Source organism: Paraburkholderia dioscoreae, assembly GCF_902459535.1.
Classification (GTDB): domain Bacteria; phylum Pseudomonadota; class Gammaproteobacteria; order Burkholderiales; family Burkholderiaceae; genus Paraburkholderia; species Paraburkholderia dioscoreae.
The window spans coordinates 3,019,553-3,032,697 of the sequence record NZ_LR699554.1 but is presented as its reverse complement, the minus strand read 5'-3'; the positions used below and the strand labels follow the sequence as shown (position 1 = coordinate 3,032,697).

Annotated in this window: 10 protein-coding genes and 1 pseudogene; 9 read left to right on the top strand and 2 right to left on the bottom strand. The window is 58.7% G+C overall.

The window, feature by feature from the left end:
- Nucleotides 1-3 precede the first annotated feature (3 nt).
- From PDMSB3_RS33650 to PDMSB3_RS33620, 7 genes are all read left to right on the top strand, one after another.
- The gene (locus PDMSB3_RS33650; RefSeq protein WP_165189261.1) at nucleotides 4-1,089 is read left to right on the top strand and encodes a glycosyltransferase family 4 protein; all 1,086 of its coding nucleotides are present in this window, start codon (nucleotides 4-6) and stop codon (nucleotides 1,087-1,089) included.
- A gap of 61 nt (nucleotides 1,090-1,150) precedes the next feature.
- Nucleotides 1,151-1,960, top strand: a complete 810-nt coding sequence (locus PDMSB3_RS33645) for a glycosyltransferase family 2 protein (RefSeq protein WP_232064389.1) — start codon at nucleotides 1,151-1,153, stop codon at nucleotides 1,958-1,960.
- Nucleotides 1,957-4,326 carry a DUF4838 domain-containing protein gene (locus PDMSB3_RS33640; RefSeq protein ID WP_232064388.1) on the top strand — a complete coding sequence of 790 codons (2,370 nt, stop codon included), beginning with the start codon at nucleotides 1,957-1,959 and terminating at the stop codon, nucleotides 4,324-4,326. The genes PDMSB3_RS33645 and PDMSB3_RS33640 overlap by 4 nt, the downstream gene beginning before the upstream one ends.
- Nucleotides 4,323-5,561, top strand: a complete 1,239-nt coding sequence (locus PDMSB3_RS33635; protein ID WP_165189255.1) for a glycosyltransferase — start codon at nucleotides 4,323-4,325, stop codon at nucleotides 5,559-5,561. The genes PDMSB3_RS33640 and PDMSB3_RS33635 overlap by 4 nt, the downstream gene beginning before the upstream one ends.
- 121 nt (nucleotides 5,562-5,682) lie before the next feature.
- Nucleotides 5,683-7,461 (top strand): ABC transporter ATP-binding protein, encoded by a 1,779-nt coding sequence (locus tag PDMSB3_RS33630; protein WP_232064387.1) that lies wholly within the window; start codon nucleotides 5,683-5,685, stop codon nucleotides 7,459-7,461.
- Between the two features lie 81 nt (nucleotides 7,462-7,542).
- Nucleotides 7,543-8,817 (top strand): polysaccharide pyruvyl transferase family protein, encoded by a 1,275-nt coding sequence (locus tag PDMSB3_RS33625; protein WP_165189249.1) that lies wholly within the window; start codon nucleotides 7,543-7,545, stop codon nucleotides 8,815-8,817.
- Nucleotides 8,795-9,910, top strand: a complete 1,116-nt coding sequence (locus tag PDMSB3_RS33620) for a hypothetical protein (RefSeq protein ID WP_165189246.1) — start codon at nucleotides 8,795-8,797, stop codon at nucleotides 9,908-9,910. Before PDMSB3_RS33625 ends, PDMSB3_RS33620 begins: the two co-directional genes overlap by 23 nt.
- A 106-nt stretch (nucleotides 9,911-10,016) precedes the next feature.
- Here PDMSB3_RS33620 and PDMSB3_RS33615 read toward each other — a convergent pair whose 3' ends face one another.
- Entirely contained in the window at nucleotides 10,017-10,274 is a 258-nt protein-coding gene (locus tag PDMSB3_RS33615; RefSeq protein WP_232064386.1) for a hypothetical protein, read from the bottom strand.
- 199 nt (nucleotides 10,275-10,473) lie between these two features.
- Complete coding sequence (locus PDMSB3_RS33610) at nucleotides 10,474-10,782, bottom strand: hypothetical protein (protein ID WP_165189241.1); 309 nt, start codon at nucleotides 10,780-10,782, stop codon at nucleotides 10,474-10,476.
- A gap of 115 nt (nucleotides 10,783-10,897) precedes the next feature.
- Between PDMSB3_RS33610 and PDMSB3_RS33605 the strand changes: the two are divergent.
- Nucleotides 10,898-11,874 (top strand): annotated as a pseudogene (locus tag PDMSB3_RS33605) (IS3 family transposase); the annotation flags it as partial.
- Between the two features lie 213 nt (nucleotides 11,875-12,087).
- The gene (locus tag PDMSB3_RS33600) at nucleotides 12,088-13,137 is read left to right on the top strand and encodes an IS110 family RNA-guided transposase (protein WP_165189238.1); all 1,050 of its coding nucleotides are present in this window, start codon (nucleotides 12,088-12,090) and stop codon (nucleotides 13,135-13,137) included.
- Nucleotides 13,138-13,145: the final 8 nt, after the last annotated feature.

Sequence of the window (13,145 nt, the reverse complement as noted above, 5' to 3'; positions counted from 1 at the left end):
ACCATGCACGTTGCCGAAGCACGCCATCCCGCCATGGCCGCCCAGCCGCGCCGCCGCGAGACGTTGGCCGTGTACGCCGATCTGCGTTGGCCGATTGGCACGGGGATCTACAACGTCATGGAGGCGTACATCTCCCGCGCGCCGTCGGAGATCGAAATCGAGTCGCTCTCCGTTGCAGGCGGAGTCGCGCGTCCGTTGACGCCGCTCGCGTTGAGACGTGCACTGCGTGCCCATTCGTCGCACGAAGGCGTGTTCTGGAATCCCGGGTTCGTACCCCCGGCGGGTTCGTTGCCTGAGCGTTTGCAGTCGGTAGTGACAGTGCACGACCTGACGCATCGTCATTTCTACGGCCGCACGCACCGGATCTATTACGACCTGGTGTTCCGGGCGCTTTACCGCCAATGCGCGGCAGTGGTTTGTGTGTCTGAATTCACCCGCAACGAGTTCCTCGAATGGTCAGGCATGCCATCGGACCGAGTGCACGTGATCGTCAACGGTGTTGACGCTGCGTATGCGCGTAATCGCGAGACGCTCGACTATCCCTTTCCCTACGTGCTCTATCCGGGCAATCGCCGCTCGTACAAAAACCTGAATCGGTTGATCGAGGCGTTTGGTGCCAGCGGGTTGGAGCGATCGGGTATTCGTTTGCTTCTCACAGGCAATCCCGACTCCTCTCTCGTTGATCATGCGCGCCGTTGCGGCTGCGAGGCGGCGCTTGCGTTCACCGGCGTGCTGCCGAACGAAGCAATGCCGAAGCTCTATCGCGGTGCGCTTTTCCTGGCGTTCGTGTCGCTATACGAAGGATTTGGCCTTCCGATTCTGGAGGCCATGGCCTCGGGTGTGCCGGTGCTGACGTCGAACCTGTCGGCGATGCCCGAAGTGGCGGGGCAGGCAGCGGTTCTCGTCGATCCGCTGTCGGTGGACGACGTCGCGACAGCCATGAAGGAGCTCGGCCGGGACCACGTGTGGCGTGCGAAGTTGATCGCGCGCGGATATGAACGCGTTAGGCACTTCGATTGGGATGAGTCGGCGGCGAAGCTGTGGTCGCTCGTCGACGACGTTGGCAGTGCATGCGGGAAATCGCGTTAGTTGTGCGAGTGGAAGAAATAAAACATACGATCCGGGGTGAAGGGTGAATACACAAGGACGCTTGAACGTCATTATCGTCAACTACGGTACGCCGGAATTGACGCAAGACTGCGTGGCATCATTGCTCGAACTGAATGTCGCGCTTCCCGAGGACGTGGTCGTAGTCGACAACGCATCACCGGACGACTCATACGCCCGTTTCCGTGCCAGTTTGCCCGCAGGCATCCGCCTGCTTCGGGCCGCTTCGAATCGTGGATTCGGATCGGGGGTGAACTTCGGAATGGCGGCGTGCCGGCGGGACTATGTCCTGGTTGTTAATCCCGACACGCGATTCACGGAGAATCGTTTAGCGGCGGTACTCGAACTGCTCGACACGCGGCCGGAAGCCGGTCTGGTCGGTCTCGATCTGCAATACCCCGACGGACGCCGCCAGTATTCCGCACGGCGCTTCTACAGCTGGCTCGACATCCTGGGGCGACGCACCGCGCTTGGCCGCATGGCGCCCTTCAGGGCGCGTCTGCAGAATCACCTCATGGTCGAGGCATGGGGACGCGACGATGCCTTCGACGCCGAATGGGTCATGGGCACGGGATTCGTTGTGCGCCGTGAAATGTACGAATCGCTCGGTGGCATGGACGAGGCGTATTTCCTGTACATGGAAGACGTCGATCTGTGCGCGCGCACATGGCTAGCCGGCTATCGGGTTCTGTGCATGCCCGGGGTGAAGCTGGTCCATTTGCATCAGCGACAGTCCGCGGCAGGTCCGTTGTCGGGCGCCGGCCGGCATCATTTGCGCAGCCTGTTACGGTTCCGGCGCAAATTCCAGGTGCCTTTCTCGCTGCCGCCGGGCATCTCGGGAATCTCGCGGTGAATACGTCGATTCGATTCCGCTTGCAGATGATGAAGCTCGCCACGCTGGCGGTACTCGCAACCATTTGCGCGGTCGCCGCCGGCACGTCGCCGCCGGCGCCATTGGCGGGAAGCGCGGCAGTCCCCGCGCGCCAGGATTTCATCACGCTCGCCGACAATGGCCATGCGCATTATGTGATCCGCGCCGGTGCGGCGGATGCCGTGACGCGGCACGCGGCGGCCGAGCTTGGTGACTACCTGTCCCGCATCTCGACCGCGCGGTTCACCGTGGTGGAAGAGGATACGGGCGACCTGCCGGCGATCGTCGTCGGCGGTCAGGGCGCAGTGCAACATTGCGGCAACGGACGCGATGCCGAGCTGGGGGACGATGGCTTTGTCATCTGCCAATGGTCGGGAAATCTGATTATTTCCGGCAATACGCCGCGCGGTACGTTGTTTGGCGTCGACTGGTGGCTGGACCGTGAACTCGGCGTGAAGTGGCTCGCGCCGGACGCCGAGGAGGTGCCGGTCACGCGGACGTTGCGCGTTTCGAGTCGCACTATTAGCGAGAAACCGCGCTTTGCCTATCGGGAAGTGCTCAGCGCCGAGGGCGAGGACAAACCGTTTCGCGCGCATAACTTGCTGAATGGCGAGTCGCATGGCACATCGTTCCGGCCGTCGCCGCCAGGAATCGATATGTGGGACCGCCGTTGGCTCGCGCGCGGCGGCGACTTCGATTTCTGGTCGCTCGTGCCGCGCTCGCGATACGCAGCGGCGCATCCCGACTGGTTTGGCGGCGGGCAGCTCGCCATGATGTCGCCCGACGTGCGGCGTGTCATGGCGCAGGAGATCGTTCAGCGACTGCAAGCACTCAACGCCCTCTCGCCAATCTGGTTTGGCATTCACGATATGGACTGGGGATGGGACATGGACGCGGCGAGCCGCGCGTTCGCCGACGCGCACGGCGGCGCACCCTCGGCCGCGTTTCTCGACATGGTCACGGACGTGGCATCGCGCGTGCGGCAGTCCATTCCTGACGCACGCTTTGCGATGCCAGCCTACCACTGGGGCTTCATGCCGCCGGAAGGCATGACCGTGCCTGACGACGTTCTGGTTTATCCGATGACGATTCAGGTCGATTACAGCACTGCGTTGAACGAAGGGCGAAACGTGCCGCTCGGTCAAGGCATCCGGCGATGGAACGAGATTGCGAAGCATGTGCTCGTCTGGGACCATATCGTCAATTTTGGCGGGTATTTGCAACCCACGCCGAATCTCTACCCTATCGGCCGCAGCATTGCGTGGCTGGCGACGCTTCCCCATGTCGAAGGTTATTTCGGCGAAGGCGACTGGCAATCGCGCGGCGGCGAGTTTTCGAGCCTGCGCGTCTGGCTTGTCGCGCGGCAACTCTGGTCGCCTTCCGACGATGTGCGAGGGCTCGTGCGGCAGTATTGCGACGCGTACTACGGCGCGGCCGGGCAGGACATCGTCCGCTATATCGACCGGATGCATGAGGCCGCGCGGACCACCGGCGACGTGCTCGCGGAGCAAACGCCTGTCGACGCCCCGATGTACACGTATGAGTTCGTTCGGCGATCCGATCAGGACTTCGATTCGGCTGAGCGCGCGGTGGCCGGTGACTCGACGAAGCTCGCGCGGGTCCGCCAGACGCGCATGTCGCTCGATTTCGTCATTCTCGCGCTGCGCTCGCACTACGCCGAGCGTGCGCAGCGCGATGGTTGGGACATGGATATCGCCGCGCGCAGGGCTCGTCTATCTAGCGCGCTCGCCGCGGCGCACGTGACGAAATACCGGCAGAGCGGCGATTTGAGCGCGCTTCGGGATTTACTCGATGTGGCGTGGCGTGAGGGGCCGGGCACGGCTCCAAGCCTGGTCGCCAAATTGAAGGAAGCTGACTGGAGGGAGATCGGCGCGCTCAAGTTGAACCTCTACGATAGCGCGCGCATCGTGGCCGATTCCGAAGCGGTACGCGGTGGCGCGGTGTCGCTAGGCGGAGATTCACAGGCGTGGGGCGTCCAACTCAAATTCGACAAGTTGCCGCGAGAGGGCAACTGGGATCTCTTCGTCGAAGTCCGCACGCCGGACGCGGCTCTCGTGCCACCGGCCGCGGCGATTCGCGTCGGTGCCTATCCGCCGATGACGCGCCGCATCGACACGCCTGTATCGACGCTTTCCGGCACGGCATATGGCTGGTTGGCGGCGCCCGGGGGCCCGTTTTCATACAGTACCGACCATGAACGTGGCGTCTATGTGCACGGCCTTGGTTTCGCTAAAGGACAACGTTTCCTGATCGATCGCTTCGTCGCTGTTCGTCACGACGCGGCCACTGCCGCTACTTCGGCCATGCTCAACGGGAATGCACCGTGAAAGTTGCTATTGTTTCTCCAATTCCTCTCTTTCCGCTTAACGCGGGAAATCGAAGCCGTGTCCTGAATCTTGCGCGGACGATCCGCTCGCTAGGCCACGAGGTGCATTTCATTTATCTGGAGAGCCGTCAGCCCGAACCTTTCGACATGGAGGCGCACCTCAACGAATTTGAGACTGCTGGCGTGACGGTCTTGCGACGCAGTGGGTCTGCACTCTGGGCGTACCGGGTCAAGCGCGTCGCATGGTTGCTGAAGCGCGCGGCAGAGCGCTTATTAGCTCGTCAGGAGGCTTATTACACGGGTCTCGACGAACTGTACAGCGTGACGTTTTCGAACCAGTTGCGCCACCTGCAGGATGAGCACGGGTTCGACGCGGTATTCGTCGAGTATGTCTTTTACTCGCGGGCGCTCGATGCGTTTCCCGACTCCGTGATCAAGGTACTCGATACGCACGACATTTTTGCCGACCGGCATATTCCTTTCATTGGACGCCCCGGAGCGAAGAACTACATGTTCTCGATTTCTCCACGCCACGAGGAAAGAGGGCTCCGGCGGGCACATGTCGTCGTGGCGATTCAATCGGAAGAAGGTGCGGTGCTGTCCGCGCGCCTCGCAGATGGGGGACCGAATGTTGCGGTGATTAGTCATCTGCTTGAACCGGCCACGGGTACAGATAGCAGGGCCTATGCCGATGCGGCATTTCTCGGCAGCGACACTCAGCCTAACCGCGACGCATTGGCTTACTTCATGAACGACGTGATGCCGCGCATTACGGCTGAGGTGCCCCAATTCAAGTTGCATCTGTTGGGCAGCATTGCCACCGCGATCGACGCCCATCCCAACCTCCTCCGGCGTGGACGGGTCAAGGATCTGGCCGAAGCCTTCTCGGTTGCGCCGATCTCGGTCAATCCGATGTTGCTTGGTACGGGCATCAACATCAAGTTGCTCGAAAGCATGCAGTATGGTTTGCCGGTTGTGACAACCCGTCTCGGTGCCCGTGGTCTGTCGTCCAACTACCTGCGTGGTGTCACGATAGTGGACGATCGCGACGCACAGGGTTTTGCCGATGTGGTGATACGACTCGTGCGTGATGCCGAGCTCAGAGCGTCCCAAGGAGTGGCCTCTCGCCAGTCCGCGCACGCCTGGCATGAGGCGCAACTTCAGGTGCTGCGTGACACATTGAACGGAAATTCCGTGCCGATTTCGCTCGAGGAATGTGCCGTATCGGAAGTTTGAATAAGCTCGGGCGACGATGGTTCGACCGGGCGATTTAAAGTGATTCACCTGTATTCTGGACGTCGAAAGACCAAGCCTTCAATACTTTTCAATAATTAGAATGGCCTTTTGAGGAATTGCAATGGACCGCGAAATCTATTTGATGTTGTGGCGATGCTTGAGCAGAAGCCATCGCATGAAACTCCTGTCGCTGCTTGTGCTGATGATAGTGGTTTCATGCTCGGAGGTGCTGAGCGTCGGGGCGATCTTCCCCTTTCTCGCGTTGCTTGCCGACCCTGAAAAAGTCATGAAGTACGGGTTCGTGCGCGCTGCCGCGGGCGCGTTCGGCGTGACGACCGCGCAAGACCTGCTCGCACCGCTCGCGATTGTTTTTGCGGCCGCAGCAATTTTCGCGGGCGCAATGCGTGTACTGTTGCTGTGGGCCAGTAATCACTTTGCTTTTTCGCTGGGCTCGGATTTGAGCGTCGACGTCTACGATCGCATTCTCGGGCTTCCTTATTCGCGACACATTGCTTCGAAAAGTAGCGAATTGATCAATACGGTGTCTTACAAGACGGGCCTCGTGATCGATGGCATCCTAATGCCCGCGCTGCTTTTGATGAGCGCTGTCTTCATGGCGGCCGTGATTTCCCTGGCAATGTTCTATGTCAGTCCTCTGGCCACGTTGCTGTCGGTGACAGGATTTGGACTGCTGTATGTCCTGGCGTTCATCGTCTCGAAGAAACGCTTGAAAAAATGCGGGCGCGAGATTTCGTCGCAGAAGGCACTCGTCGTGAAGGCGGTGCAGGAAGGACTGGGAGGTATTCGCGACGTCATTCTGGACGGAACGCACGGCGAGTACGTGGAATGCTATCGCCAGGCCGATAAGAAACTGCGCGACGCTCAGGGCCGTTACGCGTTTCTCTCGCAGAGCCCACGCTTTGCAATGGAGTCGTTGGGTATGGCGCTCATCGCGCTTCTGGCTCTGGTGCTGGCAAGGGGACATGGCGGCATCGCCGCGGTCGTGCCGACACTCGGCGCGTTGGCACTTGGCGCTCAGCGCCTTCTGCCGGTTCTGCATCAGGCGTATTACGCGGTGTCGGCAATGCAGTCCGCGGCGGCGAGCTCACGGGAGACACTCGACTTTCTCAGCGAAGAGCGCACGTGTGCTGCGCCGCGCGCCAAGGTCACTCCTTTGCCTTTCACGCAAAGCATTGTGTTTCGCGACGTCGAATTCAAATACGCCAATGATGCACCGAGCGTGCTGTCAGACATCAATCTCGAGATCAGAAAGGGCGCGCGAATCGGTTTTGTTGGCAAAACGGGAAGTGGCAAGTCGACGCTCATGGATATTCTGATGGGCCTGCTCGAACCGAGTCGCGGGATCATTCAAGTCGATGGGGTCGGGGTTTGCCAGGAGAATCACCAGCGGTGGCGAGCCAACATCGCGCACGTGCCGCAGGATATTTACCTTTCCGATCAGTCTGTCATGGAGAACATCGCCTTTGGCGTTCGCAGGGGCGAGATCAACGTCGATGAGGTTCGCCGGGCTGCGAGGCTGGCGCAGATCTCCGACCTGATAGACGGCTGGCCGTTGGCGTATGACACCCCGGTGGGCGAACGCGGGATTCGGTTGTCGGGGGGGCAGCGGCAACGTCTAGGCATCGCCCGGGCGCTTTATAAAAAGGCGAGTGTGATTGTCCTCGACGAAGCGACGAGCGCGCTCGATAGCGAAACAGAGGAAGCGGTCATCAAAGGCATCGAAAGCCTGGATCCGGATATCACGATTATCGCCATCGCGCATCGAACCAGTACGCTCGCGGGCTGTACGAAGATTTTTGAGCTGGACGGTGGGCGGATTATGTTTGTTGGCGGATATGGTGATATGCGGCATGCAGAGAGCGAGGTTTCAAGAGTGTAGAGAGCTAGCGTATGGACACGCAAACGTCGCATATGGCACGTAGAAAAACTAAATAAATTTGGTCGAAGGGGTTCGATAGCAATGAAAGATTCAATAAGGAAGCCGGTTTTGCAGCTTGACGACGCAAGCGGGCCTTCGCCATCGACCGGCGTTTCCGTGGATAACCAGAATATTCGGGGAACGGGTGCGAAAATGACAGACGCGGTGTTGAAACCGTTGCAGCTGGGTCTGGCGCTCAGAAGACGTTTGGGACGTTGGCGGCGGCTTCATGGAGTGCGTCGCTGGCAAGACTATCAACGTGCGATGACTGGCGAAACAGCTGTTTGCAGTTACATCGGTTGGGTCGGGCACGGTAACGTTGGTGATGACGCGTTGTATGAGGCTTTTCGCGACGTGCTTTTTCCGAAACTGCTCATGACGCTGGAGGACGACGTTTCAGCTCTGTCATGGGTGGCGAGACGCAGGCAGGAAGTCGCGCCAACTCTGCTCGGTGGCGGCACGCTGATTAACGTCATGCCCTATTACGACGCACTCGTTCGTGCGCACAGCAAGGGTGCTCCATTCGCAGTGTTCGGAACGGGCGTCTCTGATTCGACGTTCTGGTCGCGTTTCCCCGAGCATAAGCTGAGAGGCGGCGCGGCACTTTGGCCTGATCTGTTAAGGGAAGCGCGCTACATTGGCGTGCGCGGACCGCGCTCGGCCGAGTCGCTTGATCGTCAAGGCATTCGCAATGTGGAAATTATCGGTGATCCCGCATTGTCACTGCCGAAGCTGCCCCGGCGAAGGAACAGTGAGAAGTTTGTTCTAGGACTTAACCTGGGTAGTCACGATCCGGTCGACGGCGGCGCCCCTGCGGTTTTTGACGCGGCGCTTGATTTGGCTCGTCACGTCCTGAAACAGGGGGCGGAAATCATGTATGTATGCCTTCACGCCATTGACGCGGAACTGGGGAAACGCCTGTATTTTGCATTGGGTAAGCCGGACCGCTTTCGGTTGTTGCCCTGCAATGAGGATGTGAGTCGCGTGTGCTCTCAGCTTGCAAGGTGTGATCTGGTCGTGGGACAGCGGCTCCACGCAACCGTATTGGCCTGCGCGCAAGGCGTGGCAAATTTGTCACTGTCGTATCAACCGAAATGCTTCGATTTTCTTGAATCGATTGGACAATCCAAGCTTGCTATAGATACGGTCGGAGTTAGCGGCGGCGCGCTCATCGAACGATATGACTGGTTGCTTGCGCATCAGGATTCCGTCGAGGCAGAGATTGCCGTTGCTTGCGATCGATTTCGCCGGCTTCAGAGTACTCGAGCACGCGAAGTTCAATCAATGCTTTTTGATGAGCACGACCAGCAAGGTTGATCTGGGCGATGCGACTCTATGTGTTGCTTACAACCAATTCGCCGCTGTTGCCAATCCGAGACTTCAAATAAAAATGTTGAACTTGAACAAGAATAGCAAGACCCACAAGCTTCTTGCGAAAATAAAACTGAATGTTCTTGATCGGTCCGGATTCTATTGGACGCGCTCAAAAATTTTGCATCGCTACAAAGTTCGTTGCTCAGAGCCGCTCGTCTTAAAAGATTTCGGCCTGTATTCCCAGCAGGTCGACCTCGGCGGGAAATACTATTCGTGCAATCCGTCGATTGTCGCCGACGGCAACTCTTATGTCGCCACCGTCAGAACGGTGAATTATCGTCTGGTTCGCAACGGCTGGTTTATCGTGGAAGGGCAAAGCCACGACACGCGTAATTTCATCGTCAAACTGAACGACCGGTTTGAGATCATGGAAAAGGCCATGGTCGATGATGTGCACGAACGTGAAGCGTCGGCTGACGCCATCAACGGTTTTGAAGACCTGCGGATTTTCTTCTGGAAGTCGGAACTCTGGGCACTCGGCAATGCATGCAACTTTGAGTTGCAGAAGAACGTGATGGCGTTGCAACGCATCAACGATGGACGTGTCGTCGAGAATTACTATATTCGCTCGCCATTTTCCAGCGCGAGAGAAAAGAACTGGATGCCCTTTGTTCGAGAGGATCGGCTTTACGCGGTCTATTCGTTGAATCCGTTAGTCGTATTGGAGATCGATAAGAGCGGGAGCAAGGTCAAGCTTGAAAGGGATCTCAATCTCGGCTGCGATCTATACGGTTCCTCGCAACTGGTGCGCTGGAAATCGGGTTGGATATGTGTCGTTCACGACCGCATCGATGTGAAGAGGGCGGGCCGGTTATATCGTCATCGATTTCTCTACATCAATGACGACTGGAGCGTGACATTGTCAGCGCCGTTCTGCTGGAAAATTTACGGTGTGGAGTTCTGCTGCGGACTCGCATTCCAAGGTGGGAAATTTGCTGCGTCAATAAGCGTTCATGATCGCCAGGCATTTTTCGTGGAAATGGACGAACATGTGGTCGAAAGTATTCTGTGTGGTAATTTGCGAAAACGTCTCTGAACAGAAGTTATTTCGTCTGAGAGGGCGGTATGCAGCCCTAGCGGACCGACTGTCTGGCGAAATTGCAGCGCCATTCGACGCTCGATACGAATGAACGATCAGATAGTCAGCAACACCGCGGTCTCCAAGGCGCCCGAATCTGCCCACCCACCACCTTTTTCTTCGCGCACTTTTCCGCCTCAAACTTATCCAGATCTCCCAGCAAATGCTGTATCTGCGACGCTTGCATCTCAGTCAACCGGAATTCGCTCTGTATCCGCTGAAGCCGCCTTCGCCAATAAGCCGGCTGCAAAACGGGCTCACCGCGAAACGCGCTCAGCGACGGCACCATCACACGCGCCACGTGCGCGATGTCTTCATCCATTGTCATGCCATAACCCCGATGACCTCACTGTTCATTTAGTAGTGGCCCTGTTCGTATGTTGCGGGTGGACTGATGTAGCATGCAGTGTGTCCGATTGCGGCGGCCATCATCCTACAAAGCCGCAATCCCTGGGTCAAGGTTTCCGATGCTCGATCACGCAAAGACGGCCCGACCCAAGTCGGGCCGTCAAGCGGTTTATTCAATCCGACATGCGCTTGCTGCGTTGCATGATCTGTTGTTTCGTCATCGGTTTACCGGCAATTGTGTAGTCGCGATCGACGCCAATGGTGATCCGGCCGCAACGATGATCGATACTGAGAAAGACGTGCTGGCCGGGGCGGAAGCCGGCGAATTCGAGCATCGTGTCAGTGATTTGCATCCATGGAAAGGCGACTCGCTTACGGTGGTCATGCAATGCGTCCGATGGTGCTGCTTGCTCGAGAACAACAGAAATTCGCGTGCACTCTTCGGCACGGGTTCGGCGTGGTTTAAGATTGGCGTTAGCCATGAGCAACTCCTTGGTTGAGTTGGTTGTGGTTAGCGGGCCTTGAGTGTTGGTTGAGCTTGCCCCCGAAAAACGAATCCCTTGCTGAGCGGGTAAACTCACGCAAGGAGAAGAAACGATGACAGGCAAGGCAAAGCGGGCACAGTACACGCTCGAATTCAAACTGGAAGCAGTCCGGCTGGTGAAGAACGGCCAGAGCCTGGCTGCGGTGTCGGCGACGCTGGGCGTGGTGCAGCAGACCCTTCACAACTGGGTCAAGGCAGACAGGGAAGGCAAACTGGTCGGAGCCGGAGCGAAGCCGGTCAGTCCAGAGCAGATGGAACTGGCGCGGTTGAGAGCGGAAGTGTCTCGCCTGAAGATGGAGCTCGACATCACAAAAAAAGCGGCGGCGTACTTCGCAAAGGAATTGATGTGAAGTGCGCGTTCATTGACCGGAATCGACACCGCTGGCCAGTCTCAATGTTGTGCGAAGCACTGGAAATCAGTCCCAGCGGATATCATCAGCGTCGGCAGCGCAGCGGCGATGACAAGCCGCTCAGATGCCATATCAGCAACGATGCCCTGCTCGCGCACATCAAGGCGATTCACGTGCAGGTCAAGGGCGAATATGGTTGGCCGCGCATGTGGAAAGAGCTCGTTGCGCGCGGCGTGCGCGTGGGCAAGGAGCGTGTTCGCAAGCTGATGGCGCGGCATGGCATCTGTGCCCGACACAAGCGCAAGTACATCGCGACGACGAACTCGAATCACAACCTGCCGGTGGCGCCGAACCTGTTGGCGCGTAACTTCACAGCAACGGCGCCGAACCAGGTCTGGACGAGCGACATCACGTACTGTGCCACGGCTGAAGGCTGGGTTTATCTGGCGGTCATCATCGACCTGTTCAGCAGGCAGGTGGTGGGCTGGTCGATGCAGCCACACATGAAAGCGGAACTGGTCACGGATGCGCTGCGTATGGCGTGGTTCCGGCGCCGTCCGGAGGCTGGCGTCATCGTACATAGCGACCGGGGTAGCCAGTATTGCAGCGGGCTGTTCCAGGACACGCTGAAGGCCTACGGCATGCGCTCGTCGATGAGTCGGCGCGGCGACTGCTGGGACACTCAGTCCAAAATATGCCTCGAACGTCGGCCCGATCTGACCCGTGCTGGGATTGGCCGAGCTGCCTTGGCATTGACCTGTCGATCGGGTTCCGGCGTTCCCCGAGCGTTGCCGGGCTCACCGTCTGTGACCTGATAGGAGCTTTGTACTGCACCATGAGTGTCCTGTCCTGCGAGTGGGGTTGGCGATGCGCCCACTACAACGGATATACGCATGGAACAAAACGAAGTGATTCTGGGCGTTGACACGCATCTGGATACGCATGTGGGGGCTGTGATCAGCGACACAGGCAGGCTACTCGGAACGCTATCGGTAACGACCGACACGGCCGGATATCTCAATCTGCTGACATGGGCGAATTCATTCGGCTCTTTACGGCGCGCTGGAGTTGAAGGGACCGGCACCTACGGAGCGGGATTGGCCCGCGTGCTGCGCGATCACGAGATCGAGGTGCTTGAAGTCAATCGTCCCGATCGCGCGATGCGACGATCTAGAGGCAAGTCCGATCCCACTGATGCCGAGAACGCCGCGCGGGCGGTGCTCTCCGGAAGAGCTACGGCCATTCCAAAGGAACAGTCCGGTGCCGCCGAGGCGATGCGCGCCGTCTCCGTTGCCAGGCGTAGTGCAGTGAAGGCAAAGACGCAGGCTATCAACCAGTTACGCGCTTTGCTCGTGAGTGCCCCTCAGGAAATCCGTGACCGTCTTCTGAAAGCAAAGACGGCAGAATGCGTTGAGAGTTGTGCCCGAGTGCGCTCGTTGGGCAAAACGCCAATGCTGCAAACGCTGACGGCGACGCTGCGACTGCTGGCGAAGCGCTGGTTGACGCTGGCAGAAGAACTCAAAGCGCTCGATGCAATGCTTGAAAGCCTGACAAGCCAGCATGCCCGCCGCCTACGTGAAAGATTCGGCGTCGGCCCGCAGACCGCGGCAGTATTGGTTGCTGTGGCGGGTGACAATCCTGAACGCCTGAAAAGTGAGGCGGCGCTGGCGGCACTCTGCGGCACAAGTCCGTTACAGGCGTCGTCCGGCAAGACGGTCCGCCATCGCTTGAACAGGGGCGGCGACCGGTCTGCAAACAATGCCCTATGGACTATTGCAATGGTACGCATGCGCAGTGATCCGCGTACTCGAGCCTACGTTGATCGCCGGACAAAAGAAGGCATGTCGAACAAGGAAATCCACCGCTGCCTGAAACGCTATATCGTTCGGGAGCTGTACCCGCTCATTCTGGCCGATCTGGCCGATTCGACGGCCGTCGCTTGACATAGGAG

Bases quoted from the DNA above. Each gene is read 5' to 3' on its own strand.
- PDMSB3_RS33610 (WP_165189241.1), bottom strand. From the start codon at position 10,782: ATGGCTAACGCCAATCTTAAACCACGCCGAACCCGTGCCGAAGAGTGC.
- PDMSB3_RS33620 (WP_165189246.1), top strand. From the start codon at position 8,795: ATGAGCACGACCAGCAAGGTTGATCTGGGCGATGCGACTCTATGTGTT.
- PDMSB3_RS33615 (WP_232064386.1), bottom strand. From the start codon at position 10,274: ATGGATGAAGACATCGCGCACGTGGCGCGTGTGATGGTGCCGTCGCTG.
- PDMSB3_RS33650 (WP_165189261.1), top strand. From the start codon at position 4: ATGCACGTTGCCGAAGCACGCCATCCCGCCATGGCCGCCCAGCCGCGC.
- PDMSB3_RS33630 (WP_232064387.1), top strand. From the start codon at position 5,683: ATGGACCGCGAAATCTATTTGATGTTGTGGCGATGCTTGAGCAGAAGC.
- PDMSB3_RS33625 (WP_165189249.1), top strand. From the start codon at position 7,543: ATGAAAGATTCAATAAGGAAGCCGGTTTTGCAGCTTGACGACGCAAGC.
- PDMSB3_RS33600 (WP_165189238.1), top strand. From the start codon at position 12,088: ATGGAACAAAACGAAGTGATTCTGGGCGTTGACACGCATCTGGATACG.